We start from the raw sequence: 26395 nt of genomic DNA on the forward strand, positions 1-26395 counted from the left end.
GGACCGGGCGAAGCGCAGGTCCGGTGGGGCCGCTTCGGCGGCCGGTCCGGCCGCGCGGAGCACCACGTCAAGCACCCGTTCCGGATCGCAGGCGTAACCGCCGCTCGCCCAGGCCGGGTTCGCCTCCACGGCTGCCCAACCACCGCCGTCGAGCAGGCCGACGTCCACCACGGCGGCCGAAGGCAGCGAGCCCGCGGCCTCCGTGAGCAGCGCGGTGGCGAACGCACGGACCTCGGTGTCGAACCGGTCCTCCGCCAGTGGCGCCGGATCGAGCGCGGCGCCCACTGAGTAGCGGCTGCCGGTGTGCACGGCACCGTCCAGCACGAAAAGGCGGTACTCACGGGCGAAGCAGACGATGTCGCTCACGAGCACCGGCAGGTCGTCGTCGAACGCGTCAGGGCCGGGCAGCCGGGAGCCGTCGGGGTAGATGCGGGCCGGAAAGAACTTGTCGGTCGGCGGCTTGACGAAGGCCGGTCGGCGCAGTTCCCGCGCCTCCTTCAGGGTGACCGCCTCGACCCGGCGGCCGGTCAGGCCGGTCGGCAGGCGGGCCAGCCAGTCCGCCGGAGGCTCCAGCGGGACGATGTCCAGCTCGCCGGCCACCCTGTCGGCAAGCAGCGGCCCGCCGTACAGGTGCGCCCGCTCGGCGCCCTGCGCTTCGGCTGGCAGCGCCCAGCCGTCCGCGGTCAGTACGCGCAGTCCCCGACCGGCAGCGGTCTCGGCGAGGCGGCGTCCGCTTCCGCTGGTACGCGGCGCAAGGAGTACGACACGGTCGATGGTCATGACGTCCCATGGTGCCCTCGCCCACGGTTGTTCGGGTACCGCTTTTCCTCCGCTCGCCGTTGCCCGGGCGGTGCCGCATAGGCCGACTTCCGGATAATCCGCCACGGACCGAATCGCGGTTACCCTGGCAGACATGACCGCCATGTCACCCACCCGCACCGAACCGGACCTCTCCTTCCTGCTGGACCACACCAGTCACGTCCTGCGGACTCAGATGTCGGCGGCGCTCGCCGAGATCGGACTCACGGCGCGCATGCACTGCGTCCTGGTCCACGCACTGGAGGAGGAGCGGACCCAGATCCAGCTCGCCGAGATCGGCGACATGGACAAGACCACGATGGTCGTGACGGTCGACGCCCTGGAGCAGGCCGGACTCGCCGAGCGCCGCCCCTCCAGCAAGGACCGTCGTGCCCGGATCATCGCTGTGACCGAGAAGGGCGCCAAGGTCGCCGAGCAGAGCCAGCAGATCGTCGACGGTGTGCACGAGCGGGCGCTCACCGCCCTCCCCCAGGACGAACGCGACATGCTGCTGCGCGCACTGAAACACCTGGTCGACGGGCACCTGGCCACTCCGTCCGAGAGTCCGCAGACGGTCCGGCGGGCACGCCAGCGAGGGTAACGGGTCACAGAGATAGACCCGAAAGAAATCGTCTACTACAAAACCATCTGCTAGCGTCTCTCCTGTCACCTCATTCGACAGGAGAGACCGCATGTCCGCTCCTTCTGCTCCTTCCACACCTGCTGATCGCCCGGCGCCGTCCGCGGCCCCCGCTCCCACAGCCCGCTCCCGTCGGCTGGCACTCGGGGTGATCGCCACGGGGATGCTGATGATCGTCCTCGACGGCTCCATCGTGACCGTGGCCATGCCGACCATCCAGAACGACCTGGGGTTCACGCCTGCCGGGTTGAGCTGGGTCGTCAACGCCTACCTGATCGCATTCGGCAGCCTGCTGCTTCTCGCAGGCAGGCTCGGCGATCTGCTCGGCCGCAAGCGCATGTTCCTTGCCGGCACCGCGGTGTTCACCGCCGCGTCTCTGCTGGCTGGCGCGGCCACCACGCCCGCGATGCTGATCGCTTCCCGGTTCCTGCAGGGCGTCGGCAGCGCGATGGCCTCCGCCGTCGGCCTGGGCATCCTCGTGACGCTCTTCACCGAGCCCCGCGAACGCGCCCGCGCGATAGCCGTGTTCAGCTTCACCGGTGCGGCAGGGGCGTCGATCGGCCAGGTGCTCGGCGGCGTCCTCACCGATGCGCTCAGCTGGCACTGGATCTTCTTCATCAATCTGCCGATCGGCCTCGCGGCGCTCGTCATCGCCACGCCTGTCCTGCCTGCCGACCGCGGTCTCGGCCTCCGGGCCGGGGCGGACGTCACCGGCGCGCTCCTGGTCACCGCAGGGCTGATGGTAGGCATCTACACCGTCGTCCAGGTCGAGGAGTACGGCTGGACCTCGGTGCACACGCTGGGGCTGGGCGCCCTTGCCGCCGTCCTGCTCGGCGCATTCGTCGCTCGCCAGGCCACTGCCGGAACCCCGCTCATGCCGCTGCGCATCCTGCGATCGCGTACGGTCGCGGGGGCCAATCTGGTCCAACTGCTCATGGTCGCAGCGCTGTTCTCGTTCCAGATCCTGGTCGCCCTGTACCTGCAGAAGGTCCTCGGTTACGGATCCGCGCGGACGGGACTCGCGATGCTTCCGGCAGCCGTGGTGATCGGCGCGGTGTCCCTGGGGGTCTCGGCCCGCCTCAATGCGCGCTTCGGTGAACGCTGGGTCCTGCTGACCGGGCTCGTCATGCTGATCGGGGTCCTCGGACTGCTCGCCCGCGTGCCCGTACACGCGCACTACCTCACCGATCTGCTCCCGGTGATGCTGCTCGGGGCCGGTTTCGGCCTCGCCCTCCCCGCGCTGACCACGCTCGGCATGTCCGATGCGAAGGCCGACGACGCCGGGCTCGCGTCCGGGCTGTTCAACACCACCCAGCAGATCGGTATGGCGGTGGGCGTCGCCCTGCTGTCCACGCTGGCGGCCTCCCGCACCGAGGGGCTGCTCACGAACGGAGCGAGCCGGGCCACGGCGCTGACGGGCGGCTACCACCTGGCCTTCACCGTAGGCGCGGGCTTCCTCGTCGCCGCGTTCGTCGTCGCCTACACGGTGCTGCGCCCGGTGCGGCCGAACTCCCTCCCCGCGTCGCCACGGAGCAGCACTCGAAACCTCTGAACGTCCCACCGTCACTCCCGCGAAAGGCACCCCATGTGCACGAACACGGAACGGACGAGCAAAAAGGGCGAGCAGCAGCCGGGTACCGGGCCCGCGCCCCGCACACTCACCGATGACGAGCTGTCACGGTTCCTGAGCGTGCAGCAGTGTCGGAGCGCTCTCCTTCGTCGGACGCAGCGCCGACCCGCATCTGTCCACGGCGCTGCACCCGTGGAACCCCGACGAGCGCGTCGTACGGATCTTCGCCAGCGCCCATCGCCTCACTGTGCGCCGGCCGCGGAACGCACCGCAGGCCGCCCTGCAAGCCCAGCGGCCGGACATCTCCACGTTCGCCGTCGCCGAGGGCGATGCGGAGATCTCGGAGGTGACGGCGGTACTCGGGCGCGAGCCGGTCGTGGACTTGCCATGATACCCGGGTTCGAGGATTCCGTTGAGGAGACTGCATTCCTCGAACAGATCGGGGCGGACCGGCACGTGGTGATCCGGACCCGCGTGTCGCGTCTCTACGGAACGGCCCGGGACATCCCCGTCACGGATTCCTGAATAGCGTTGTCAGACCCATGAGAGATGCTTGATGGTCCGACACCTCTGACCAGGAGATGCTGAGATGCGCAATGACGAACTCGCCGCGGCCCAGGCGTACGTCCGGCTGCTGGAGGCCACACGGGCCGCCCTCGCGGACCCGGACGAGGCGCCGCTGTACCTGCCCCTGCTCGCCTCGCCCATGGCGGAGGCCGACGGTGCGCTGCAACGTGCAGGGCTCTGCGGCAATGAGGCCCGGTTCTTCGACCTCGTGGGGAGCCTGCAGCCGAGCATGTCCAGCAGCGGTCGCTGAGCAGCACGGAACATTGCATACCGTGTAGCGTGGCGGCCCGGGCCGCGGTGCCCGCGGGCAGACTGGGGCAGCGCGGCGGAATGCCGGTGACAGGGTGGTGCCGCCGCCCCTACGGTGGCTGCCATGACTGCAGCTCCACGGACGCTCGCACTCGCCCGCCCGGTTCGGGCCGTGAAGGTGTACTCACGCCCGACGATCGGCGCCTGGGTGCCGACATTCGAAAGGGTGGAGCCGGACTTCGAGCCGCTGCCGGAGGGGTCGGTCCCGTTCTGCGAGCCGCTGCCGGAGGGGTCGGTCCCGTTCTGCGAGCTCGCCTGTACAGCAGAGCCGGAACCGGCGGCGGAGCACGAAGAGGCTCTCGTCCGGGGCGTGATGCGGGAGCCGGCCGCCGAGAAGGTCCGGACCCGGAGGCCCGCCGTGGCGATCCCGTCCATGCCCGGGTCGTGGTGCGCGCCCCTCGTGGCACTGGACCGTGAACGCCTGCTGATCGAGACAAGGTCAGACTGTTCTTCTGACCGCAGACACGACGACAAGGACGGCGGTCCGCCGATGGTTCGAAGCAGCAGGAGCGCCCGGCGTCTCGTGGTGAACGACGAGACGTTCCTCTGGTCGGTCGGTCATGACCACGATGTCGAGGAGGGCACATATCGCAACTGCCGCGAGATCCTCACGATCCGCCGCTACCACGCACGCGGGCGGCTTCTGATCGTGTTCCAGGAGGGCACCGGCCGACTGGTCCCCGACGGCTTTCTCCCTTCGGGAGCCGTCGGCACCGCGCAGGGCGGCTGGTTGAACCTGCACAAGCCCGGAACCGTCAGGGCCCTGTTCGACGAGGCGGTGTCCGGCGGGTGGCACCCGGACACCCCCTCGACCGAGCAGCTCGACGGCTGGGATCTCTTCGATGCGGTGGCCGCTCGCCGGGGCGCAGGGCCGCCCGAGCCCCCTCTCGCGTGATGAATTGTTTCAAGTCCTGAAGAAAACCGGATGTGTTGCTTGACTAGTGAACGAGTCCAAACCTCGCGCAGGATGAAACGTTTCATAAAGCTCAACGGCCAGCGGCCGCTGGACGACTCTGCTTGCGGGTTCCGTAGGGTGAGCGGGCCCCACGAGCTCCGAAGCGGAGTGAGCCGGCAGCGCACCGGGGCGCTGCCGGCTCGGCCGCTTGTGTCGGGGCGCCGCCCCGTCCGTGAATCGCGCCTGGGTCGCCGCGTGCCTCAGCGGGCGGCCGAGGCCTCGCGGGCGAGTCCGAGTTCGCTGCCGCCCAAGGGTGTGAAGAACGCTGCCACGTCAGCAGTCGTGACCTGGTCCAGCCGGGCCGGGCTCCAGTGCGGGTTGCGGTCCTTGTCGATGATCTGGGCGCGTACACCTTCCACCAGATCGGGCCGGGTGAAGGCAGCGCAGGAGACGCGGAACTCCTGGTCGAGGACCTCCTCCAAGCTGTTGAGGAGCCGGGCGCTGCGCACCGAGGCAAGGGTCGCCTTGAGTGCGGTGGGCGACTTGGCCAGAATCGTCTCGGCGGTCTCCTTCGCGGCGGGTTCGCCGCAATTCTGAAGCCGGTCGACGATCTCCTCGACCGAGTCGGCCGCATAGCAGGCGTCGATCCAGTCGCGATGCGCGGCCAGTTCGGCGACGGGCGCCTCGGCGACGTACTGCTGCGCCGCCTCCGTGATGTCGGCGGGCGTGGCGGCCCCAGCCAGGTCCCGGGTCAGTTCCAGGAGGTGCCGCGAGGGTACGAAATGGTCGGCGAGCCCGCACAGCAGGGCGTCGGCCGCTCCGACGGCGTCCCCGGTGAGCGCCAGGTGGGTGCCGAGTTCACCGGGTGCGGAGGCGAGGAGATGGGTCCCGCCCACGTCGGGCACGAAGCCGATACCGGTCTCCGGCATGGCGACGCGGGAGCGTTGCGTGACGATACGGACACTTCCGTGGGCCGAGATGCCCACCCCGCCGCCCATCACGATGCCGTCCATGAGTGCGACGTACGGCTTGGGAAAGCGGGCGATCCGGGCATTGAGCCGGTACTCGTCGCGCCAGAAGTCCGGCGATGCGGAGCCGCCCGCTCGGGCGTCCTCATATATGGCGCGGATGTCGCCGCCTGCGCAGAGGCCGCGCTCCCCCGCTCCGCTGATCAGCACCGCAGTGACCGAATCGTCGTGTTCTGCCGCGGTGAGGGCTTCGTCGACGCGGAGCACCATGGTGTGAGTCAGCGCGTTGAGGGCGCGTGGGCGGTTGAGTGTGATGTGCCGGGTGCGGCCCTCGGTGTGCAGCCGGACGGGGTCTTCGTTGTTCATCAATGCGCTCCGGTCAGCCCCTGGGTTGTACCGTCCGCCGGTCACGGACGATCTTCCGTTGCTCATTCTGCGGCGGCGGTCCGCAGGTCGGGGCAGCAGGGGTGCAGAGGACCCGCTGGGACGCGTTCGGCGGGCCGGTGGGAGCGCCGGGTCCGCTGTGGCAGTACTCGGGAACGGGTTCGACAATAAGACACGTACAAGAAACACATACAGGCCGTACTGTCCGCCAATCCCGCCGGACGATCTCCGGAGCAGGAATGACCGACCACGACCGGGACCCAGACTCCGACGATACGCCCCGCCTGCAGATCGACCGGCCGTACAGCGGCGAGACCGGGACGGAGGAGCGGCTTGCCCTGAATCGCACGGGCAGCTTCGAGTGGGACCTGGATACGCGGTCACTGGACATCGACGCGGCAGGCCTGCTCGTCTTCGGACTGGACCCGGAGGAGTTCACCCCTGACCCGGGAATTCTGGTTTCGCGGCTCGAACCGGCGGAACGGGACCGGCTGGAACTGGCGATCGACGAGGCCATCACGGGTGGTCACAGCTCGTACAGCGTCCATTTCCAGGTTCCGCGTGCGAACGGCACCCACCAGTGGACACATGTCCAGGCGCGGATTCTGCGCAGGGACGACGGGCGGGCGCACCGGGTCATCGGGGTCGTGCGGGACGCGACGCAGGAGGTCACCCATTCGGCCTTCGTGCTGGACCTGGAGAAACGCCGCCAACGACAGACCAGCATCGTTGAACGCACAACAAGCGCGATGTCGCGTGCGGTGAGCGTGAACGACGTGACCGCCACGCTCACCGGTCCCAGCAGTCTGGCCATGCTCGGCGCGGACGGGGTCGCCCTGGGTCTGGTGGAGAACACCTCCATCAATGTCATCGCAGCGAGCGGGGTCGCGCCGGAGAGCATCATCAAGTTCGGGTCCGGGAACCTCGATCCGCGGTTCCCGCTGGCCGATACGGTCCTCAGCGGTCGGCCCCGGTTCGTGACCTCGATCGCCGGCCTCCTGCGGCGGTATCCGGCCCTGGAGCCGTTCACGGACGAGCTCAAGTTCCGCGCCGCCGCCTATCTTCCACTGATCGCGCAGGCGCGATCACTGGGCGGTCTCGCGCTCTTCTACTGCGAGCGGACGGACTTCAACGCCGACGAACGCAACCTGTGTCTGGGGCTCTCGGCGATCGTGGCCCAGTCACTGCAGCGGGCGACCCTCTTCGACGAGGAGCGGGAGTTCGCCACCGGGCTGCAGTCGGCGATGCTTCCCAGGCGGATCCAGGAGATCGAGGGCGGCGAAATCGCCGTGCGCTACCACGCGGCACGGAGCGGGCGGCAGGTCGGCGGCGACTGGTACGACGTGATCGCCCTGCCCAAGAACCGCTTCGGCATCGTCGTGGGCGACGTGGAAGGCCATGACACCCATGCGGCCGCCATCATGGGCCAGCTGCGCATCGCCCTGCGCGCGTACGCGGGCGAGGGGCACCCGCCGGCGACAGTGCTGGCCCGGGCCTCACGCTTTCTCGCCGAACTGGACACGGACCGCTTCGCCACCTGTACATACGCCCAGGTCGACCTCCCCTCGGGTACCGTGCGCGCGGTCCGCGCCGGGCACTTCGGTCCGCTGATCCGGCACATGGACGGCCGGGTCGGCACTCCGCAGATACGGGGCGGTCTGCCCCTGGGGCTCTCCACCGACTTCGAGAACGAGGAGTACCCGGAGACGCGTCTCGACCTGGTGCCCGGCGAAACCCTTGTCTTGTACACCGATGGGCTGGTGGAAAAACCGGGCGCCGATATCGAATCGGGAATCTGTGCGCTGATCCACGAGGTGAGCACGGGGCCTACGAGTGCGTAGGCGCTGGCCGACCATTTGTCCGACCGGCTCTGGGAGCGCTGGGGCGCGGGGGACGATGTGGCGCTGCTGGTGCTCCGGCGCAGTCCGGACCCGGGTTCGCCGCGAGCGCCGCGCTTGCACCAGTACATCCACCAGGCGGATCCCGAAGGGCTCTCCGATGCCCGCTCCATCGTGCGTCAGGCCCTGCGGGACTGGAACATGGCCGATCTCGCCGACGATGCCGAACTGGTCACCGGTGAACTGCTGGTGAATGTGCTTCTGCACACCGAAGGCGGGGCAGTGCTCACGCTGGAGGTCCTTCGGGAGCCTGTCCGCCGGGTGCGGCTTTCGGTGCAGGACCGCTCCAGTGCCTGGCCGAGGCGCCGGACTCCCGGCGAGACAGCGACATCGGGACGCGGTCTACTGCTCCTCGACGCCATCGCCGTCCGCTGGGGCATCGAGCCGCGCGGCGAGGGGAAGGCCGTGTGGTGCGAGATCGGACCTCCCACACCACCCACCTCCGGGTCCCCGGTCGCTTCCACAGAGACCCATGAGTCCGCATCGCCTGCGGAGACCCCGAATCCGTCCGAGCTGACGGAGGAACGACGTTGAGGGAGCAGTGAGGGGCGTGCCGTCACGCGCTGCGTGATGCGGCACGCCCCTCGTCCGACGGTCCCGCGCGGTCCTGCGCTCGAACCAGTGGACTACTGAGCTACGTCAGCCCTGCGCGGTGCGACGCTTGCGCACGGACCACATGATGCCGCCACCGGCCAGCAGCACGGCGACAGCCGCACCACCGATGATGGGCGTGGCGGACGACGAACCCGTCTCGGCCAGGTCGGGCGAGCTGGGGCTCGGCGAGGCCGCGGCGGGCGCGGTCTCGGGGGAGCTCTGGCTCGGCGCGGGCGCCTCCGTCGTGGGCTTCTCGGCCGGCTTCGACTCGGATGCCGTCGGCGTGGGCGTCGGGGTGTTGTCCTCACACACCGGTGCCTGCTTGGTGTCGTCCTTCGAGAAACGGTCGCCGTCGCCGGCCTTCACGACCAGGTGGACGGTCAGTTCCTTGTCGTGCTCCGGAAGTTCGAGCGTCTTGTGGAACTCCTTCCCGAATGTCTCGGTGGGCAGGAGGTCCTTGCCGTCAACCGTGACGGTCACCGTGTTGGCGACGTCGCTGTTGTAGGCGGTCAGGTCAAGCGTCACTTCATTACAGGTCACGGCCCAGGTGGGGGTGTGAGCTGCGGCCGGACCGGCGGAAAGGACCGCGCCGGTCAGGCCGACAACCGCAGCGGCCGCGAATGTCCCCGCGGCACGCAACGGTCTCCTGGGTATGGTCATGGATTGTTCCTCCACATGTTTCATCGCCTGAATAGCGGTGGGGCGCACAGTACTGCCCCGCTCACAGGTTCGCGCAGCCGACCCATGGACCACGCGGGTTCACAACTGTCACCACATCAGCCCCGATTGGCACATGACGGACACTTCGTTCGACGTGCGGCCATGTGGACGGTGGCATGACGTAAGCGTCCGCCATCGGACCGTGTCGAGTGGCTCACGGCCTCCTTGAGCGCACCTCCCACCGCATACGGACCATCCCTGCGCGCACCCCAGCACCTGTACCCGAGCCCCCGCCCGATGGAGTCACCCGCGGAATCCGACGATGTTCCGGGCGGGAAAAGTGCTGGAGGTCGCGTTCCCCTTCAGGCATCCTGACCACATGTTGATCAGGGAAGCCAACCTGGAGGACTGGGCCGCCATCTGGCCTTTCTTCCACACCATCGTCACCGCAGGTGAGACGTTCACCTATCCGACGGATCTCGGTCAGGACCAAGGCCGTGACTGGTGGATTCTGCCATCCCCCGACCGGACCGTCGTCGCGGTGGACGACTCGGGTACGGTCCTGGGCACGGCAAAGATGAACCGCAACCACATGGGCAACGGATCACATATCGCGAGCGCCAGCTACATGGTGGACCCGGCGCACTCCGGGCAGGGCGTGGGGCGCGCGCTATGCGAATACACGATGCACTGGGCGCGCGCTGCGGGTTACCGGGCGATGCAGTTCAACGCGGTTGTGGAGACCAACGTCCACGCGGTGAACCTGTACCGGGCACTCGGCTTCGAGGTACTGGGCACGCTGCCGGAGGGCTTCCGCCACCCGAAGATGGGCTACGTCGGGCTGCACATCATGCACCGCACTCTGTGAGAAGCGCCGGGGACGCGCCCGGTGTCTGAGATTCCGGGGCGCTGCTGCCTTCAGCCGAACTCTGAGAGGAGTCCGGCATGTCCTGGGCCAACTGTGCTCCCCTCCGGCCCCCTGCTGGTCACAGGGGGCGATGATGCCGTCATGCCGGATGAACCGAAGCGCCCCCTCAGCGCACTTCGCCAAGGCGAATCCGTGCAAGCAACCATCACCAGCAGCGGTGATGCACATCGTCGCCTGCAACGACATCGATCCCGGCCACAGGCAGGACGAATGCCCGCCACGGCCCGCCGACCCCCGCGGATCCTTCCTTCACGGATTGCTGACCTTCGACAGCCTCTTCGGGGCCGGTGGACTGCGTGTCACGAACAGCGCAACAGGCACTGCGTTCCTGCCCGGCTGCTGTAATGGGCTGGAGGACTGGCGTGACTGGAGTGAGGTCGTCGACGGCAGCGGCCAGGCCTCCTTCGGCCACGACCCCAACGCGTTCGCCGAACGCCTCGGCGACACCGTCCGGTTGACCGTCGACGCGGAGCAAAGCGGCAGCCCAGTGATCGAGCTGTCCGTCACCGAACTGCGTCATCTGCTCGACAGTGCCGAGCGGGATCTGACCAACTTCCTTGGGCTGGCGCCCGACTGGGTGTCTCAGCACCTGCGCTCCACACGTGAGAAGCCCCGGACCTTCGGTCCGGGGCTTCTCACGGCCCGGCGGAGATTCGTCCTCCGCCGCTGACTATCGGCGGGAGCGCATGCCCGCCTGGGCGCCTCCAGTTACGGTCGCCGACCTGCCGACGCCACCAACAGCGGTTGCCGCCTCGGTGTTGTGCCTGAGGGCCAGGGCAGCGACGGCGACAATCGAGGCCGGATCTGTGGCCGCCGGGCGCGGGCCGACCCGGACGTCGTGATCAGACAAGGTCGAACCGGTCGAGGTTCATCACCTTGTCCCACGCCGCGACGAAGTCGTTCACGAACTTCTTCTTCGCGTCATCGCCCGCGTAGACCTCCGCGAGCGCGCGCAGCTCGGAGTTCGACCCGAAGACGAGGTCCGCGCGGCTGCCGGTCCACTTGACCTCGCCGGTGGCGGTGTCGCGACCCTCGAACGTGTTCGCGTCCTCGGACGTTGCCTTCCACGTCGTGCCCAGGTCGAGCAGATTGGCGAAGAAGTCGTTGGTCAGAGACCCAGGGGTCGTGGTGAAGACGCCGAGCGGCGACTGCTGGTAGTTTGCGCCCAGCACACGGAGACCACCGACGAGGACCGTCATCTCGGGGGCGCTCAGCGTCAGCAGGTTCGCCCGGTCGATCAGCAGGTATTCAGCCGGCAGCCGGTTGCCCTTCCCGAGGTAGTTGCGGAACCCGTCGGCGGTCGGCTCGAGCGCGGCGAACGACTCCACGTCGGTCTGCTCCTGCGACGCGTCCACGCGGCCCGGCGTGAAGGGCACCTCGACGTCGAAGCCGGCGTCCTTGGCGGCCTGTTCGACGGCCGCACCACCGGCGAGCACGATCAGATCGGCGAGCGAGACCTGCTTGCCGCCGGACTGGGCAACGTTGAAGGACCCCTGGATCCCCTCCAGGGTGTGCAGCACCGCCGCCAGTTGGTCGGGATCGTTGACCGCCCACCCGCTCTGCGGCTGGAGGCGGATGCGTGCGCCGTTGGCGCCGCCGCGCTTGTCGCTGCCACGGAAGGACGAGGCCGACGCCCACGCGGTGGACACGAGCTGGGACACGGGCAGGTCAGAGGCGAGGATCTGGCCCTTGAGGGCGGCGATGTCCTCGGCGTCGATGAGCTCGTGCGTCACCGAGGGAAGGGGGTCCTGCCACAGCAGCGTCTCGGCCGGAACCTCCGGGCCGAGGTAGCGCACGATCGGGCCCATGTCCCGGTGGGTCAGCTTGAACCACGCCCGGGCGAAGGCGTCCGCGAACTCGTCGGGGTTCTGGAGGAAGCGTCGCGAGATCTGCTCGTAGGCCGGGTCGAACCGGAGCGAGAGGTCGGTCGTCAGCATCGTCGGGGCGTGGCTCTTCGACGAGTCGTGGGCGTCGGGGACGGTGCCCGCCCCGGCGCTGTCCTTCGGCCTCCACTGGTGCGCACCGGCGGGGCTCTGGAACAGCTCCCACTCGTAGCCGAACAGGATCTCGAAGAAGCCGTTGTCCCAGGTCACCGGGGTGTTCGTCCAGATACCCTCGAGACCGCTGGTGATCGCGTCGCCGCCCTTGCCGGTGCCGAAGGAGTTCTTCCAGCCGAGGCCCTGCTCCTCGAGCGAAGCGCCCTCGGGGTCGGCGCCGACGTGCTCCGCCGGGCCCGCGCCATGGGTCTTGCCGAAGGTGTGACCGCCCGCGATCAGGGCGACCGTCTCCTCGTCGTTCATGGCCATCCGGCGGAACGTCTCCCGGATGTCGCGGGCCGCGGCGAGCGGGTCCGGGTTGCCGTTCGGGCCCTCCGGGTTGACGTAGATGAGGCCCATCTGGACCGCGCCGAGGGGGTTCTCCAGCTCGCGGTCACCTGTGTAGCGCTCGTCGCCGAGCCAGGTGGTCTCGGGACCCCAGTAGACGTCCTCGTCGGGCTCCCACACGTCCGCACGGCCGCCGGCGAAGCCGAAGGTCTTGAAGCCCATCGACTCCAGGGCGACATTGCCGGTGAGGATCATGAGGTCGGCCCACGAGATGCTCTGGCCGTACTTCTTCTTGACCGGCCACAGCAGGCGGCGGGCCTTGTCGAGGTTCCCGTTGTCCGGCCAGCTGTTGAGGGGGGCGAAGCGCTGCTGCCCGGCCCCGGCGCCGCCGCGGCCGTCGCTGATCCGGTAGGTGCCCGCGCTGTGCCACGCCATCCGGATCATGAACGGTCCGTAGTTGCCGAAGTCGGCCGGCCACCAGTCCTGCGAGTCCGTCAGCACCTCCGCGATGTCCCGCTTCACGGCCGCGAGGTCAAGGGACTTGAACGCCTCGGCGTAGTCGAACTCATCGCCCAGGGGGTTGGCCACGGCGGGGTTCTTGGCCAGGATCTTCAGGTTGAGCCGATCCGGCCACCACTGGCGGTTTCCGCCGCCCTGAGTCGGGTGCGTGGCACGCCCGTGCACGACCGGGCAACCACCTCCGCCCTCCGTTTTCGCGTCTACGACGATTGCATCATGGTTCTCGGACATGGGAATCCTTCCGGACTGGGCGGATCACGGTGTTCAGGAACTGCAGGCGGTGGAACAGTCGGGGCACGGGCTCCAGCAGATGACCTCGGCCCGTTGATCGAGCAGCCGTGGTCGTCGGACGCGGGCAGGCGGGGCGCCTCGCCGACCGCGCAGTTCGACGTCAGCGACGACACCGCACAACAGGCACACGATGTGGTGGTCGTTGTCCCCGAGGAGTCTCTCGAACCAGGCCGGACTGCCGACCGTTTCGATGCGACGTACGAGCCCCGCCACGGTAAGCGCGTGGAGGGCCTCACACACGAATCCAAGGGAGATGGGGCCCACCGGCCGCGCGCCCCGGGGGCGATCGCCTCGATGCCGAAGTGGTCACCGTCCCGGACGGTCTCGAGCAGCGCGACGCGGGCGGCCGTCACCACCCGCAGGCCGGCACCGCACATCTCCTCGGCGGTGGTCCCGTCACTCTGTCTCCTGCCGTACTGGGGTCTTCCTGTCCCTGGGCTATTGCCGAAACCGATCCTACGATGGACAGAGTCTTAGTCAAGAAGCATGCCAAACCCATATCTGATCAGGACCCGTACCTCCACTGGTAAATTCGGGTATCCCACCGCATCTGAATAGGTGAACCGATATGAGTGACCTGCTGGAGCGACTGCGAGGACGTGGCTGGCGAATGACCTCCCAGCGGCGTGTCGTTGCGGAGGTCCTCGACGGCGACCACGTGCATCTCACGGCCGACGAGGTGCACGCCCGCGCGGCGCAGCGGCTGCCCGAGATCTCCCGGGCGACCGTCTACAACACCCTGGGCGAGATGGTCTCCCTCGGTGAGGTCATAGAGGTCTCCACCGACGGTCGCGCCAAGCGCTACGACCCCAACGCACACCACCCGCACCAGCACTTGGTGTGCTCCAGCTGCGGCACCATCCGCGATGTCCACCCGACTGGCAATCCGCTGGCCGACCTCCCGGCGGTGGAACGGTTCGGCTTCACGGTGTCCGAGGCCGAGGTCACCTACCGCGGGCTGTGCCCATCCTGTGCCTGACTTCTGTTTTACCGACCGCTACTGGAGCGAGCTGAGGCCAGTCTCGGCGCGGAAGCGCCGGGTCAAGGTGCGTACGCCGAGTCCCATGCGGTCGGCGAGGGTCAGCGGACGGTGGAGGTGGGCCCCACGGACTCGCGCGTCCGTCGAGCAGATCGGTGGAGGCGAGGAGGAACAGCCCGAGGCAAGACCCTCCACCACTCACCAAACCCACCTGGCCGCCGCCTGGGAGCCGCACTCGCGGGATGAGCCGACGAACTGATGGGCCGCTACCGGCACACGAGGCACGGAGGGCCTCCCACCGCATTGCGGTGGGAGGCCCTCCGTGCCACTGGACGTCGACGGTGCGTCAGCGAGAGGGGTACTCGTCCTTCTCACTGTCGGCACGGCGTCCGGGCCTGTCCTCGGCCGCACGTCCGCCGTCCTTCAGGGACCGCTCCTGCGTGCGCCGGGCCTCCTCGTACAGCCTGCGGCGTTCCTTCGGATCGCTCGTCTGCTCGGCACGCTCGTTCAGCTCACGGACCTTGTCCTGCGTCTGCCGCGCACGGCTGGCGGACTCGTCTGCAATGCTCATCATCACTCCTGGGGAGGTGAGGGTGGGACACATCGCAGCCAACCAGCGCTCCACCACTTACGCACCCGGAACCGTCACCCTGGGCAATCGTCGCAGGCAGTATGCCTTGATGGGGTCGCGTCACTTCGGCAGCATCTGGAGCGTCGCTTCGTACAGCGCAGCGCGACCGTAGGCGTTCACGGTCAGGTCCGGGCGTCCGCCGTGTCCGTTCCGTCGATCTGCGTGGTGGAGAGCGAGGGGATGTCCATTGCCTGCCCCAGCAGGGGATTCGCGTCAAGCTCCCTGCAGAGCTCCTCGACAGCGACCTCTGCACCTCGCCCGGATCGCGGCAGCGCTCCCGTATCTCCGGTGGCACTTCAAGGGTCGCCCTCCGCTACTCACCGCTCACCGGATCTCTCCGAGGATGCCCCGGCCTTCAGGCCGTGGGGAGGATCAGAGTCCTGCGGAACAGAGCAGGGAAAGCCGAATCACCACCAACACGATTCGGCATCCACCCCGCACGGTGGTGAGGCAGCCCAGAAAGAACGAGGTTCGGGCCGGGCGATCACGAGGGTTGCGCGGGGAGCGCGTGGACGCGCGGCGCGAGGGGTGTCATGATCACGGAGGCGTCCGGCGCGGGTCCGACGCGCAAGGATGGACTATGAAGCTCTACCTCGCCGTACCTGTCGCTCTGCTGGCGTTGTTCATCGCCGCCTCCGGCGCAGCGGCGGTTTCCCGTGGCTGGGTGCTCCCCACGAACCGGCGACCGGTCCGCCGCCCGCGCCTCTACGGCTGGGGTCAGTTGATGGTTGCCTTCGCCCTGTGCTGGCAGATGGTCTTCTTGCTGGTACTCAGCGACCCCGACACACGCCAGTGGGGGACCCTGACCGGCAGCGCGCTGCTGCTGACCGGCCTCATCGTGATGATGGTGAGCCATCGCACGGGCGGCAATCGGCAGGGTAGAGGCACTCCCTGAGTTCTCAAGCGGCTTGCGCCTGGCCTGCGCCGCGCTGGGTGCGGCACAGGCCAGGCGGTGGCTGTCAGACCTGTGCCATGCCGCCGTCGACGAAGAGCTTCACGCCGGTGATGGAGCTGGAGGCATTGTTGGAGTGGAACGGGAGAAGACGTGTCGGGACCCGCGGCGAGTGTGTGGCTGTGTGAGATGCGGGACCACGGCGATGCCGTCCGTGAACTTCGTCCCACCAGGGGGGCAGCAGGGCCGGCTTGCCGAAAATCGCTTCGAGCGCCGTGAGGGTTGCCTCTACCGTGACCTGGTGACCACTCAGGTGATTGTGTTGAACGGCGGGTCCAGCTCGGGCAAGTCCGGGATCGTCCGGTGTCTGCAGGCGGTACTGCCGGATCCCTGGCTTGCCGCCGCGGTCGACTCGCTGATCGAAGCGATGCCCGCTTCCATGCAGACATCGGACGCAGGAATCGCACTCGCTGCAGATGGCGGTGTGAATGTCGGATCGGTGTTCCGGGAGCTGGAAGCAGCATGGATGGAAGGGATCGCCGCAATGGCCCGTGCAGGCGCCCGGGTCATCGTCGATGACGTCTTCCTCGGCGGAGCGACGTCCCAGGAGCGATGGCAGAAGGCTTTTGGCGGAGTGGACGTGCTGTGGGTCGGCGTCAGGTGCGAGAGTACGGTCGCCGCAGGCCGCGAGGTCGCCCGCGGGGATCGGGTCCAGGGGATGGCCGCATCGCAGGCGGAGATGGTCCACCGGGGCGTGGCCTACGACCTGGAGGTGGACACCACGCACACGGAGTCCTTGGACTGTGCGCGCGCTATCGCCGCCCAAGTCAAGTGATCGAAAACTCAGCTGTCGGCCGTCAGGGCTCGCCTGGTTGGTCAGGCTGAGGCGGGCAGGGAACGTCCGCCCGAACGGATGGCCTTCTCGCTGCGGACGCGGGCACGCTCGTGCCGCTGGGCCGCGAGGACGTCAGGGTGGCGGGCGTTGGTGTTGCGCCCGAGCAGGTAGGCGTGCAGGGCCCGGATCTGCATGGTGTGGTTGCGGTGGTTGGAGTCGGCGACGGTGAACTGCCGTTTTCGGTAAGGGGTTGCGCGACAGTGCGTGGGCGGTCATGGTTCCCTGCGACGCGCTCCCTGGACCGCCGACGCTTTCCGTGATCGCCCGGCATGCCGGCGACGCGGAGGTGTGCCACCTTGACTTCGCGGTGCGGCCCGCGAGCGGTGACGTACGGGCCTCAGGACGTCCTGGTCGACGACACCGGCACCTGGCTCGGGCCTGCTTGTCACTGGCGGGGTCTACGCGGGCTCCGAACATTGCGTGTACGCGGACGGCGAGCTCCAGCCGTGCGAGATCTTCGGCCCGCCCTGGACGGATCATTGCCGTGCACGTGGTGGTCTCCTCCTCCGGCGGGCGTCGTTTCTACCGCGTCGATTGGCCCCACGTCTTTGCTCTGGCGGTCTCCTGACGGCCTTGCGGCAGACCCTGGGACGGGACGCGAGGGCCCCGTGATGCAATGGGGGTCACACAGCAGATCACGGGGCGGAGTGGGGCGTGTTGAGCAACGGTGGGCCGGGCACGGGGAGTTTCCCGCCGCTGGAGGACGGCGATCCGCAGGTCGTGGGAGGCTACCTGCTGGTGGCGCGGCTCGGGTCCGGCGGCATGGGGCGGGTCTATCTCTCGCACACGCCGGGCGGGCGGGCCGTCGCGGTCAAGGTGATCCGTCCGGAGCTGGCCGAGAGCGCCGAGTTCCGGAAGCGGTTCCGGGCCGAGGTGGCGGCAGCCAGTCGGGTGCACGGGCTCTACACGGCTCCGGTCGTGGACAGTGACACCGAGGGTGCCATGCCGTGGTGTGCCACCGCCTATGTGCCGGGGCCGTCCCTCGCCGATGCGGTGCGTGACCACGGGCCGCTGCCCGTTGAGACCGTACTGCGGCTGATCGCCGGTGTCGCGGAGGCGCTGCAGGCGGTGCACCGCGAGGGCATCGTGCACCGGGACCTCAAACCGTCGAACGTGCTGCTCGCCTCGGACGGGCCGCGCGTCATCGACTTCGGTGTCGCGCGGGCTGCAGATGCCACGTCGGTGACGCAGAGCGGTACGGCCCTCGGCACGGTCGCCTACATGGCGCCGGAGCAGGTGCTCGGCGGGGAGGCCGCCGCTTCGGCCGATGTGTTCGCGCTGGGGCAGACCGCCGTGTTCGCAGCGACGGGCGGTGCCGCCTTCGGGGACGGGGAACCGCACGCGGTGCTCTACCGGGTGGTGCACGAGGAACCCGACTTGAGCCGCGTGCCGGCGGAGATACGGGAACTGGTGGCACGGTGTCTGCGCAAGCCCGCCGCCGAGCGGCCTTCCGTCGAAGAGGTCATACGCTCGGTTCAGACGATCCGGGCGAATCGCGGCGACGATGCGCGGTTCACGTCCGGGGCCTGGCTGCCGGGTGAGTTGGCGGCTGGGATCGCGGCTCGGGCCGAAGGGGCCGATCGGGCCGGGGCGGAGGCGGATCCGGGCGCTCACAGCCCTGGCGGTTTCGCGCCCGCGACGGGTTACACCCCCACCGAGCCGTCCCATGCCGTCCTGCCCGGGCCGTTTGTGATGGGGTCTCAGGCCGATCCCGGCGCGTACGCTCCGCATCCCGGCCCTCAGCCACGGAAACCGGCCGGTGTGGCGACCTCCCCGGTCGCCACGAACGGCAAGGGCCGCAGGGCCCGGGCCTGGATGCTGTCGGTGGCCGCCGTCGTACTCGTCGCCTGTGGGGCGACCGCCGCGCTGCTGCTCGTCCCGGGCGACGGCGACAAGAGCGACAACGGGGCACAGGAGGCGGCCGCGTCGCAGTCGGCTCCGGCCGCCGAGGCGTCGCCGTCGACGTCCGGCTCCCCTACCGCCGAAGCCTCGAAGAAGCCCAAGCCCACCAAGTCCGCGCCACAGCCCGGCCCTTCGGGGCTCACGACGCCCACGCGGGCCGCGACCTCGGCTCCCGCGACCGCCGCGTCCAGCAAGCCCGCGGCCCCGAAGGCTCCTGCCTCGGCGACGTACTCCGGGATCCGGATGACGGCGAGCCACGACTTGTATCTGGCCGACACCCCAGTGCGGTCCAAGGCGGATTCCGGGAGTGCCGACGAGGATCTCACCTATGCCGTCTACTCCTCGGGCGCGGTCCTCGCCCCGGGCACCACCTCCGGCAGCTCCCTTGCTCTGCTGCCCGTCGGTCGGCAGGGGAGCCTGGTGGCGTGCAAGGCGGCGACCGGCTACAAGAGCTACATCTGGGTCAAGGACCTCACCGTGGGCCAGCACATGTGTGTCATCAGCGGGACGGGTCACGTGGGGCTCGTGACATATCGGGGCTCGTCGGGGACTACGTACGCCAACTTGGACGTGACAGTGTGGCGTAATGCGGCCTGACTTGATCTTTGACCTCGGAGGTCGAACGGCTCCTCGTACTTGATCACTCGGACTGGCAACTGCGTTACGCGAGGGCAGCCTTCGGCTGAGTATGTGATCCGACCGAGGAACACACAAGCTCAGCACAAAGGCCGCCAGAGGGCGGGCCGGTCCTCGACAACGGCTTCCCTGATCAGCATGGGGGCCGGGATGCCGGTACGGGCGTCTCTGCGCGAGCCGTTATCCGCCGGGCCCCGCAGCCACCCCTCCTTCTTCCTCCGCCGCTCCCCCGCCCCGTGCGAGAGAACGGATGACTCGGGCCGGATTTCCCACCGCCAGGACGCCGGACGGAAGGTCCTTGGTGACGACGGATCCTGCACCGACAACAGTGTCCGCCCCGATGGTCACGCCGGGACACACGATCACAGCCCCGCCGAGCCAGACGTTGTCCCCGATCGTCACGGGGTCCGCCTTCTCCCAGCCTGCTCTGCGGCGCTCCGTGTCCAGTTCATGGCTGGGGGTCAGCAGCTGCACGTTGGGCCCGATCTGCACGTCTGCGCCGATCGTGATGGGCGCGGCATCGAGGAAGACCGCTCCGAAGTTGATGAACGTGCGCGGTCCGATGGTGATGAACGAACCGTAGTCGCAGTGGAACGGTGCCCGGATGGTGACCCCCTCACCCACCGAGCCGAGCAGCTCCTCAAGGATCTTCCGCCGTGCGGCGGGAGTTGCCCGTACTGCGGCGTTGAACGCCTCGCAGAGTTCGATACGCCGCTCGGTGTCCGCCCTCAGTTCCGGGTCGTCCGCGATGTACCAGTCGCCGGCCAGCATCCGCTGCTTGTTCTCCGCCATGACCCTCCTCGCGTGTTCCGCGTCCGTCCGCGTGATCCGTGTCCGCCCACTCGTTCAACGGGCTTCGCCCGAGCTTCGTTCCTCGGCTCCCCTGTGCAGGGCCTCGCGCCTCCGCAGGCCAAGCCGGGCGAGCAGTCCGGCTACCTGGACAGGACCGGAATCGCGCACAGGAGGAGGGGCGGGGAGAGACAGGGCCGGGGACCGAGCAGTCCGGATCGGGTCGCCGGTCGTCCCCCGGATGAGGTGCCGGACGGGTCTCGCGCGCGCTGTCCAGCTCCAGGACGAGATTGACCCGGCGCCAGAGGATCTCGTCCGGGTCGTCGGCGCGCATCAGGTGCGTCATAGTCTCACGAGCAGCGACGGATCCGGGTGGCCCGAAGACCGGACCGGGCAGGACCCTCCTGAGGTACGCACGCTCGTACGGATCGTCGACCACTTCTGCTAGCTGCACCGGATCCAGCGCGCAGGCAAGCACCGCAGCCCGCGCCCAGGGATCCTCCGTGCGGCTCAGCAGGCGCTCGATCCGGTGCGAGCGCCAGTTGCGCGTCCGCCAGTCGGTTCCTGCATCCAGACATGTCCGCATCCAGGCCGGGCTGTTCCCGGTCAGCAGCTGCGGCGCCCCGGCCGCGAACCCGACGAGCTCCTGGGCGAGATAGAGCCAGACAATCGCCCGGTAACGGTTGAGGTGGAACGCGACAGGCGTGATGCAGCCGGCCCTGGCCAGCCTGGTGAAGCGGACCGGACTGATGCCGAGGAGCCGCGCGCCTTCCGCTGTCCCCACCATCCGCACCCGTTCTCGCAGTGTGTCCGGGAACCCGTCCCCCGACCGCAGCCGGTCGATCTCCTCCCGACTCACCCTGGGCCTGCCACCAGCCTGCTCCGCCGAGATCCGCACAATGCTCAGGTGCACGGCGAGCTCGAATTCCCCGCGCTTCAGGTTCAGCTCCTGCGCCGCCCTCCCTGCGGCCACCGTCGGGCCGACTTCCGTCCGGCCGGCTTCTGTCGGATCAGCCTTCGCCGGATCGACCTTCGTCGAGTCGATGTCCGTCGGGTCGATGTCCGTCGGGTCGTTCTGCGAGCGCCGAGATCCTGCGCGCGGTGCTGCGGCGCGCGTCGCATCCGTCATGGCCATGGCCGTACTCCCCCGTATAGTTACAGTGACTCTGTGTGATCACCGTAACCGAGCAGAAAGCCTTTCGCCCGGCCTGTGGACAACTCCCACGGCCGGGCGAAAGGTGCAGTCGAGAGGGGATCCGAACCGTCAGAGCCGGTTGACTTCTCCGCTGCCGCCCTGACGCGCAGTGACCCCCAGGTGCTCTCCGACCCTGTTCACGAGCAGCGTCATCTCGTAGGCGACCTGACCGACGTCGGCCTCGGCCGCGGTCAGCACGCAGAGGCAGCTCCCGTCTCCGGCGGCTGTCACGAAGAGAAGCGCCTCGTCGAACTCCACCATCGTCTGCCTGGCTCTTCCTGCCCGGAAGTGCCGTCCCGAGCCTCGCGCGAGGCTGTGCAGCCCCGACGAGACCGCGGCGAGATGCTCCGCGTCCTCACGTGCCAGGCCCGTGCTCGCCCCCGTCACCAAGCCGTCGTTCGACAACACCAGCGCGTGCTGTATGTGCTCGACCCGGCCGGTGAGATCGTCGAGGAGCCAGTCAAGTCCCCTGTCCAGCGCCATTTCCCCGCTCCTCCCCGCTCATACGTTCCCCGTGCCCCACGTTGCGTGTAAGCCTTGCGCACAGCGCACGTCGGGGCAACCGCCCCTCCGTTTCGGGCTCGTCGTCCCGACAGGGGTCAGCCGACCGAGTCGAGGAGCCGGGCCGTGTGCATGCGGCCCGCGTACTCCACCATGCGGATGAGAACTTCCTTGCCGGAGTCGCGGTCGCGCGCATCGCACAGCACGACGGGTGTGCCCCGGTCCAGGTCGAGGGCACGGGAGACCTCCCGCTCGCCGTAGGCGCGGGCGCCCGCGAAACAGTTGACGGCAACAACGAACGGGATCCGGCGGTGTTCGAAGTAGTCGACGGCCGGGAAGCAGTCCTCCAGCCGCCGGGTGTCCGCGAGGACAACCGCTCCGAGTGCCCCCTGGGAAAGCTCGTCCCAGAGGAACCAGAAGCGGTCCTGTCCCGGTGTGCCGAACAGATAGAGCGAGAGACCGGACCGGATGGTGATGCGTCCGAAGTCCATGGCAACGGTCGTGGTGGTCTTCTGATCCACTCCGCCGGTGTCATCGACCGACTGTCCGGCCTCGCTGAGGAGTTCCTCCGTCCGCAGCGGCCGGATCTCGCTCACCGCACCGACCAGAGTCGTCTTGCCGACCCCGAATCCGCCGGCGACCAAAATCTTCAATGCGAGCGCGTCGGTCTCCACGGCCTCTCCGGCCGTTCCCTCGACGGTCTCCGCGCCCGTTCTGCCAGCGTGCTCGGAAGGCATCGATCACTTCTCTCACCCGTGAGCCTCAAGACGTAAAAACGCAGTTCAGAGCTGTCTTGACGGGCTCGGTTCGGTATCTGTGGGCAGCAGTACGGTGGACAGCATGGCAACCAGCCGTCCGTCCCGAGCAACGTGATCGGTTATTGACCTTAGTGGCCGAACAGAGATCGTTCGATGTCTGCATGAGGTCACTATTCGAGCCGAATTCGAACCAGGTTCGAGCCGGAACCGATCCAGGGGGTCGAGGCCTCGATCCTGGGGCCGACCGCGACTGCCGCCTACACTGTCGCTTCGTGGCGCGGGAAACGGTCCGGGTGGACAGGAGAGCAAGAGTGTCGACAGGTGCCGGCGGCAACTTCGTGGATCCGCCCGCGGAGGTGCTGGCGGAGGCGGCCGCCGCCTTCGGTCTGCTGGCGACGCCTGCGCGCCTGCACATCGTATGGGCACTGTCCCAGGGCGAGAGCGATGTGACCGGTCTGGCGGATCGGGTGGGCGGGACGCTGCCCTCGGTCAGCCAGCATCTGACAAAGCTGAAGCTCGCTGGTCTCGTACGCTCGCGGCGCGAAGGCCGCCGCCAGGTGTATCTGGTCGACGATCCTGATGTGGTGACGGTGGTACGACTGATGGTCGGCCAGCTCGCTGCACGGGCCGGGCACGCTCCTGCGCAGCCGGTACGCCTCCGTGAGCTCGGTGCCTGAGAGCAGCGCCGCCGCGGGGCCCGGCCACAGCGATCTCCTCGGCTCTCCCCCATCCGCCGCCGTACCGATAGCAAGCACGGCGGCCGGCCCGACAGCGGCAGGGCCGGACGGGGCCTCGCTGACGTCGTTGCAGGTGCTGCATTCTCTGGACAGCGGACCGCGCGGACTTCTGGAGACGCAGGCGGAGGAACGACTCGGGCGGCTCGGCGACAACACTCTTCCGGCCTGGCGTCCGGTCTCCTGGCCGCAGCGCTTCGTCCGCAGCCTGCGGGACCCGTTCACCTCGGTTCTGCTCTGTCTGGGTCTGGTCTCCGCCGCGGTCGGCGCGTGGGGCACCGCATCCGTGACTCTGGTGCTCGTGGTGGTCAGCTGTCTGCTGCGCTCCACGGAGGAACACCGGGCCGACGGGGCAATGGCGGCACTGCGGGAGCTGGTGGCGACGACCACGACCGTACTGCGCCGCACCGCTCCGGAGGCGGCGCCGTCGGCCCGTGAGCTGCCGGTCGCGGAGCTGGTGCCGGGCGATGTCATCCGGCTCAGCCCGGGAGATCTCGTGCCCGCTGATGTGCGGCTGCTCCGCGCGAGCGGGCTGACCGTGTATCAGTCCACTCTCACCGGGGAATCCTCGCCGGTCGAGAAGCATCCCGTCGACGCACCGCACCGGCCGGCCGCGCCCTCTGCCGGACCACGCACCGAAACCGGAGTGGCCGGACCGTTCGCCGAGCCCCAGTTGTGCTTTCAGGGCAGCAGTGTCGCGTCCGGCAGCGGTACGGCGGTCGTGGTCGCGAGCGGTGGGAACACCCGGTTCGCCGCCGCGTACGCACGTTCCCCGCGCCGTCGCGGATCGAGCGCCTTCGACCGTTCGGTTCAGGGGATCTCCTGGACGTTGGTCCGGTTCATGCTGCTCACTCCCCCGCTGGTGCTGATGGCCAACGCGGCGCTGCGCGGGCGCGGTCTGGAGACACTGCCGTTCGCCGTGGCGGTGGCGGTCGGTCTGACCCCGGAGATGCTCCCGGTCATCGTCACGACGGCGCTGGCCAGGGGCGCTTCGCTGCTCGCCCGCACCAGCGGGGTGATCGTCAAGCGGCTGCCCGCGCTGCACGATCTCGGTGCGATGGATGTGCTGTGCCTGGACAAGACGGGGACGCTGACCCAGGATCGGCCCGTCGTCGACCGGTCGGTGGACGGCGCGGGCCGGCCCGACGAGCAGGTGCTTCACTGGGCGGCGGTCAACGCCCTGTGGACGCTGCAGCTCGCCGATCTGCCGGCCCCCGACGCGCTGGACGAGGCGGTGCTGGCCGCCGCGGCGGAGCGCAGTTGGCCTGACCCGCTGTCGGCGTACGACGGTGTGGCAGCCCTGCCGTTCGATCCGGTGCGCCGCCTCGCCACCGCTGTCGTCCGCCGTCCCGGACGGCTCGGCACCCACACCCTCGTGACCAAGGGAGCGGTGGAGGCGGTGCTCGAACGGTGCGCGCTGGACGACAGCGAGCGGGGCCGGCTGGGCGCCCTGGCCGCGCGCGAGGCCGCGAACGGGCTGCGGCTGCTCGCCGTGGCCCTGACCGAGCGAACCGCCCGACTCGGTCCGTACACACCGGCCGACGAGCGGGGGCTGACTTTCCTCGGCTTCGTCGCCCTGCAGGACGCCCTCGCGCCGACCGCTGCAGAAGCACTGCATGTACTGGAGCATCGCAGTGTCGCTGTGAAGATCCTCACCGGCGACCACCCGGGGACTGCTGCCCGTGCCTGCCGCGATCTGGGCCTCGACCCGGGCGAGGTGGTGTCCGCGGACCGGATCGACGTGCTGTCCGAGGCCGAACTCGCGGCGCTCGCCGGCCGGGTCACCGTGTTCGCCCGCTGTACGCCGGAGCACAAGGCCCGGATCGTCTCGGCGCTGCGTACCACCGGACGCACCACGGGTTTCCTGGGCGACGGGGTCAACGATCTGCCCGCGCTGCACGCCGCCGATGTCGGGATCTGCCCGCGCAACGCGGTCGACGTGGCGCGGGAGACCGCCGATGTGGTGCTCGCCGAGAAAAATCTCACCGCCATCGACGACGCGATCATCGCGGGCCGGCGCAGCGGCGGCAACATCGCCACCTATCTACGGATCACACTGTCGTCGAACCTCGGCAATGTCATCGCCATGCTCGCCGCGGGTCTCCTGCTGCCGTTCCTGCCGATGCTCCCGGCGCAGGTCCTGGTCCAGAACCTGTGCTTCGATGTGGCGCAGCTCGCATTCGCCTTCGACCGTCCGGCGGCCGTGGTGCTGCGGCGGCCCGCGGTCCTGCACCACCGCGACTTCCTGCGCTTCATCACCGGATTCGGTCTGCTGAACGCGGCTGCCGACCTGGCCACATTCGCGGTGCTCGCCCTTGCCCTGCACGGATCTGCCACGTCCGGTGGTCAGGCGGCGTTCCACTCCGGGTGGTTCACCGAGAATCTGCTCACGCAGGCTCTGGTGATGCTGCTGCTCCGGACCGGCCGGCGTACCGCCGAAGGCGACGGGGGCGGCCCGCTGCGCGTGGCCGCGGCCGGTCTTGCGCTGGTCGGCCTCCTGCTGCCGCTCACTCCGCTCGGGCCGCTGCTGGGGATGAGCGCGCTGCCGCCGCTCTATTACCTGTTGCTCGCCACAGTGCTCGCGCTGTACGCCTTTGGGCTGAGGACGGCCCGTAACCGCTACCGGCGCACCTGGAGAAACTGATGCCCCTGCCGCACGTCCGTGTCCACGTACGTCGCGCCACTCCCGACGATGTGCCCGCTCTGGTGCGGATGCGCGCCCTGATGCTTTCGGACATGGGGGTGGAGACCGGTGACGCCGATGCTCCGTGGCGGGCGGCCTCGGCCCAGTGGTTCGCCGAGCGGCTGCGGCTTCCCGGCGAGTTCGCCGCGTTCCTGGTCGACGATCCGGAGCTCGGCGTCGTGGCGAGTGCGGTGGGCGCGTGCGATGCGCACGCACCCAGCCCGGCCAATCCCAGCGGGCTGCACGGGCACATCTCCAATGTGGCCACCGATCCGCGGCGTCGGCGCCGCGGGCATGCGGTGGCCTGCCTCGATGCGCTGCTGACGTGGTTCCGGGAGGAGACGCCCGTCACGGTGGTCGATCTCAACGCGACTGCGGACGGCGCGGGGCTGTACGAGTCGTTCGGCTTCGCACCGCCGCGTCACCCCGCCCTGCAGCTCCGGACGGGAGCCTGA

At 69.0% G+C, this 26395-nt stretch carries 21 protein-coding genes and 6 pseudogenes; 15 read left to right on the forward strand and 12 right to left on the reverse strand.

Going from position 1 to position 26395, the window contains the following annotated elements:
• Nucleotides 1–75: 75 nt before the first annotated feature.
• Nucleotides 76–924: pseudogene (locus OG972_RS01455) on the reverse strand (ATP-grasp domain-containing protein); the annotation flags it as partial.
• On the opposite strand from OG972_RS01455, the gene OG972_RS01460 reads away from it, so the two are divergent.
• The 5 genes from OG972_RS01460 (at nucleotide 914) to OG972_RS01480 (ending at nucleotide 4779) form a co-directional block, all read left to right on the forward strand.
• A complete protein-coding gene (locus OG972_RS01460) occupies nucleotides 914–1399 on the forward strand; it encodes a MarR family winged helix-turn-helix transcriptional regulator (RefSeq protein ID WP_266977863.1) in 486 nt (161 codons plus the stop codon). The pseudogene OG972_RS01455 and the gene OG972_RS01460 sit on opposite strands and share 11 nt — an antisense overlap.
• Nucleotides 1400–1490: 91 nt before the next feature.
• A complete protein-coding gene (locus OG972_RS01465; RefSeq protein WP_266977864.1) occupies nucleotides 1491–2990 on the forward strand; it encodes an MFS transporter in 1500 nt (499 codons plus the stop codon).
• Nucleotides 2991–3255: 265 nt separating this feature from the next.
• Nucleotides 3256–3399, forward strand: coding sequence for a hypothetical protein (locus OG972_RS49185; RefSeq protein WP_323135837.1), 144 nt, complete (start codon nucleotides 3256–3258; stop codon nucleotides 3397–3399).
• Between the two features lie 198 nt (nucleotides 3400–3597).
• On the forward strand, nucleotides 3598–3825 hold the full coding sequence (locus OG972_RS01475) for a hypothetical protein (protein ID WP_266977865.1): 228 nt from the start codon (nucleotides 3598–3600) through the stop codon (nucleotides 3823–3825).
• 123 nt (nucleotides 3826–3948) lie between these two features.
• The gene (locus OG972_RS01480) at nucleotides 3949–4779 is read left to right on the forward strand and encodes a hypothetical protein (protein ID WP_266977866.1); all 831 of its coding nucleotides are present in this window, start codon (nucleotides 3949–3951) and stop codon (nucleotides 4777–4779) included.
• A gap of 260 nt (nucleotides 4780–5039) precedes the next feature.
• Here the strand turns inward: OG972_RS01480 and OG972_RS01485 are convergent, their stop codons facing one another.
• Nucleotides 5040–6113, reverse strand: coding sequence for an enoyl-CoA hydratase/isomerase family protein (locus OG972_RS01485; RefSeq protein ID WP_266977867.1), 1074 nt, complete (start codon nucleotides 6111–6113; stop codon nucleotides 5040–5042).
• Nucleotides 6114–6370: 257 nt separating this feature from the next.
• Here OG972_RS01485 and OG972_RS01490 point away from each other — a divergent pair.
• Nucleotides 6371–8563: pseudogene (locus tag OG972_RS01490) on the forward strand (SpoIIE family protein phosphatase).
• 105 nt (nucleotides 8564–8668) lie between these two features.
• Here OG972_RS01490 and OG972_RS01495 read toward each other — a convergent pair.
• Nucleotides 8669–9283 carry an LAETG motif-containing sortase-dependent surface protein gene (locus tag OG972_RS01495; RefSeq protein WP_266977868.1) on the reverse strand — a complete coding sequence of 205 codons (615 nt, stop codon included), beginning with the start codon at nucleotides 9281–9283 and terminating at the stop codon, nucleotides 8669–8671.
• Nucleotides 9284–9662: 379 nt separating this feature from the next.
• Between OG972_RS01495 and OG972_RS01500 the strand changes: the two genes are divergently transcribed.
• Both OG972_RS01500 and OG972_RS01505 read left to right on the forward strand, forming a co-directional pair.
• Nucleotides 9663–10151 carry a GNAT family N-acetyltransferase gene (locus OG972_RS01500; protein WP_266977869.1) on the forward strand — a complete coding sequence of 163 codons (489 nt, stop codon included), beginning with the start codon at nucleotides 9663–9665 and terminating at the stop codon, nucleotides 10149–10151.
• A 220-nt stretch (nucleotides 10152–10371) separates the two neighbouring features.
• Nucleotides 10372–10881: a hypothetical protein gene (locus OG972_RS01505; protein WP_266977870.1), complete on the forward strand. Its 510-nt coding sequence runs from the start codon at nucleotides 10372–10374 to the stop codon at nucleotides 10879–10881.
• 172 nt (nucleotides 10882–11053) lie between these two features.
• Here OG972_RS01505 and katG read toward each other — a convergent pair whose 3' ends face one another.
• Entirely contained in the window at nucleotides 11054–13285 is a 2232-nt protein-coding gene (katG, locus tag OG972_RS01510) for a catalase/peroxidase HPI (protein WP_266977871.1), read from the reverse strand.
• Nucleotides 13286–13318: 33 nt separating this feature from the next.
• Nucleotides 13319–13722: pseudogene (locus OG972_RS01515) on the reverse strand (Fur family transcriptional regulator).
• Nucleotides 13723–13913: 191 nt separating this feature from the next.
• Between OG972_RS01515 and OG972_RS01520 the strand changes: the two are divergent.
• The gene (locus OG972_RS01520; protein WP_266977872.1) at nucleotides 13914–14324 is read left to right on the forward strand and encodes a Fur family transcriptional regulator; all 411 of its coding nucleotides are present in this window, start codon (nucleotides 13914–13916) and stop codon (nucleotides 14322–14324) included.
• 21 nt (nucleotides 14325–14345) lie between these two features.
• Here the strand turns inward: OG972_RS01520 and OG972_RS01525 are convergent.
• Both OG972_RS01525 and OG972_RS01530 read right to left on the reverse strand, forming a co-directional pair.
• Nucleotides 14346–14447: pseudogene (locus OG972_RS01525) on the reverse strand (AraC family transcriptional regulator); the annotation flags it as partial.
• Between the two features lie 223 nt (nucleotides 14448–14670).
• Nucleotides 14671–14898, reverse strand: coding sequence for a DUF6381 family protein (locus tag OG972_RS01530; protein ID WP_266977873.1), 228 nt, complete (start codon nucleotides 14896–14898; stop codon nucleotides 14671–14673).
• A 637-nt stretch (nucleotides 14899–15535) separates the two neighbouring features.
• Here OG972_RS01530 and OG972_RS01535 point away from each other — a divergent pair.
• Nucleotides 15536–15850 carry a hypothetical protein gene (locus tag OG972_RS01535; protein ID WP_266977874.1) on the forward strand — a complete coding sequence of 105 codons (315 nt, stop codon included), beginning with the start codon at nucleotides 15536–15538 and terminating at the stop codon, nucleotides 15848–15850.
• 298 nt (nucleotides 15851–16148) lie between these two features.
• Entirely contained in the window at nucleotides 16149–16682 is a 534-nt protein-coding gene (gene cpt / locus OG972_RS01540) for a chloramphenicol phosphotransferase CPT (RefSeq protein ID WP_266977875.1), read from the forward strand.
• 41 nt (nucleotides 16683–16723) lie between these two features.
• On the opposite strand, the pseudogene OG972_RS01545 reads toward cpt, so the two are convergent.
• Nucleotides 16724–16918: pseudogene (locus OG972_RS01545) on the reverse strand (IS630 family transposase); the annotation flags it as partial.
• A gap of 478 nt (nucleotides 16919–17396) precedes the next feature.
• Between OG972_RS01545 and OG972_RS01550 the strand changes: the two are divergent.
• Entirely contained in the window at nucleotides 17397–19241 is a 1845-nt protein-coding gene (locus OG972_RS01550) for a serine/threonine-protein kinase (RefSeq protein ID WP_266977876.1), read from the forward strand.
• 219 nt (nucleotides 19242–19460) lie between these two features.
• Here the strand turns inward: OG972_RS01550 and OG972_RS01555 are convergent, their stop codons facing one another.
• The 4 genes and pseudogenes from OG972_RS01555 to OG972_RS01570 all read right to left on the reverse strand — a co-directional run bounded on the left by OG972_RS01555 (nucleotide 19461) and on the right by OG972_RS01570 (nucleotide 22502).
• Complete coding sequence (locus tag OG972_RS01555) at nucleotides 19461–20072, reverse strand: sugar O-acetyltransferase (RefSeq protein ID WP_266977877.1); 612 nt, start codon at nucleotides 20070–20072, stop codon at nucleotides 19461–19463.
• A gap of 226 nt (nucleotides 20073–20298) precedes the next feature.
• Nucleotides 20299–21204: pseudogene (locus tag OG972_RS01560) on the reverse strand (DUF6397 family protein); the annotation flags it as partial.
• A 129-nt stretch (nucleotides 21205–21333) separates the two neighbouring features.
• Nucleotides 21334–21747 (reverse strand): roadblock/LC7 domain-containing protein, encoded by a 414-nt coding sequence (locus tag OG972_RS01565; protein ID WP_266977878.1) that lies wholly within the window; start codon nucleotides 21745–21747, stop codon nucleotides 21334–21336.
• A gap of 116 nt (nucleotides 21748–21863) precedes the next feature.
• Nucleotides 21864–22502 carry an ATP/GTP-binding protein gene (locus tag OG972_RS01570; RefSeq protein ID WP_266977879.1) on the reverse strand — a complete coding sequence of 213 codons (639 nt, stop codon included), beginning with the start codon at nucleotides 22500–22502 and terminating at the stop codon, nucleotides 21864–21866.
• Nucleotides 22503–22834: 332 nt separating this feature from the next.
• Between OG972_RS01570 and OG972_RS01575 the strand changes: the two genes are divergently transcribed.
• Genes OG972_RS01575 through OG972_RS01585 form a run of 3 tightly spaced genes read left to right on the forward strand, consistent with a single transcriptional unit; the run spans nucleotide 22835 to nucleotide 26395 of the window.
• Nucleotides 22835–23200, forward strand: a complete 366-nt coding sequence (locus tag OG972_RS01575) for a metalloregulator ArsR/SmtB family transcription factor (protein WP_266977880.1) — start codon at nucleotides 22835–22837, stop codon at nucleotides 23198–23200.
• The gene (gene mgtA / locus OG972_RS01580; RefSeq protein ID WP_266977881.1) at nucleotides 23184–25901 is read left to right on the forward strand and encodes a magnesium-translocating P-type ATPase; all 2718 of its coding nucleotides are present in this window, start codon (nucleotides 23184–23186) and stop codon (nucleotides 25899–25901) included. Before OG972_RS01575 ends, mgtA begins: the two co-directional genes overlap by 17 nt.
• Nucleotides 25901–26395, forward strand: a complete 495-nt coding sequence (locus tag OG972_RS01585) for an N-acetyltransferase (protein ID WP_266977882.1) — start codon at nucleotides 25901–25903, stop codon at nucleotides 26393–26395. The genes mgtA and OG972_RS01585 overlap by 1 nt, the downstream gene beginning before the upstream one ends.

This window comes from Streptomyces sp. NBC_01669 (assembly GCF_026339735.1).
GTDB classification, from domain to species: domain Bacteria; phylum Actinomycetota; class Actinomycetes; order Streptomycetales; family Streptomycetaceae; genus Streptomyces; species Streptomyces yanii.

Coding starts and splice junctions, on each gene's coding strand:
- OG972_RS01460 (WP_266977863.1), top strand. CDS start 914: ATGACCGCCATGTCACCCACCCGCACCGAACCGGACCTCTCCTTCCTG.
- OG972_RS01465 (WP_266977864.1), top strand. CDS start 1,491: ATGTCCGCTCCTTCTGCTCCTTCCACACCTGCTGATCGCCCGGCGCCG.
- OG972_RS01475 (WP_266977865.1), top strand. CDS start 3,598: ATGCGCAATGACGAACTCGCCGCGGCCCAGGCGTACGTCCGGCTGCTG.
- OG972_RS01480 (WP_266977866.1), top strand. CDS start 3,949: ATGACTGCAGCTCCACGGACGCTCGCACTCGCCCGCCCGGTTCGGGCC.
- OG972_RS01485 (WP_266977867.1), bottom strand. CDS start 6,113: ATGAACAACGAAGACCCCGTCCGGCTGCACACCGAGGGCCGCACCCGG.
- OG972_RS01495 (WP_266977868.1), bottom strand. CDS start 9,283: ATGACCATACCCAGGAGACCGTTGCGTGCCGCGGGGACATTCGCGGCC.
- OG972_RS01500 (WP_266977869.1), top strand. CDS start 9,663: ATGTTGATCAGGGAAGCCAACCTGGAGGACTGGGCCGCCATCTGGCCT.
- OG972_RS01505 (WP_266977870.1), top strand. CDS start 10,372: ATGCACATCGTCGCCTGCAACGACATCGATCCCGGCCACAGGCAGGAC.
- katG (WP_266977871.1), bottom strand. CDS start 13,285: ATGTCCGAGAACCATGATGCAATCGTCGTAGACGCGAAAACGGAGGGC.
- OG972_RS01520 (WP_266977872.1), top strand. CDS start 13,914: ATGAGTGACCTGCTGGAGCGACTGCGAGGACGTGGCTGGCGAATGACC.
- OG972_RS01530 (WP_266977873.1), bottom strand. CDS start 14,898: ATGATGAGCATTGCAGACGAGTCCGCCAGCCGTGCGCGGCAGACGCAG.
- OG972_RS01535 (WP_266977874.1), top strand. CDS start 15,536: ATGAAGCTCTACCTCGCCGTACCTGTCGCTCTGCTGGCGTTGTTCATC.
- OG972_RS01555 (WP_266977877.1), bottom strand. CDS start 20,072: ATGGCGGAGAACAAGCAGCGGATGCTGGCCGGCGACTGGTACATCGCG.
- OG972_RS01565 (WP_266977878.1), bottom strand. CDS start 21,747: ATGGCGCTGGACAGGGGACTTGACTGGCTCCTCGACGATCTCACCGGC.
- OG972_RS01570 (WP_266977879.1), bottom strand. CDS start 22,502: ATGCCTTCCGAGCACGCTGGCAGAACGGGCGCGGAGACCGTCGAGGGA.
- OG972_RS01585 (WP_266977882.1), top strand. CDS start 25,901: ATGCCCCTGCCGCACGTCCGTGTCCACGTACGTCGCGCCACTCCCGAC.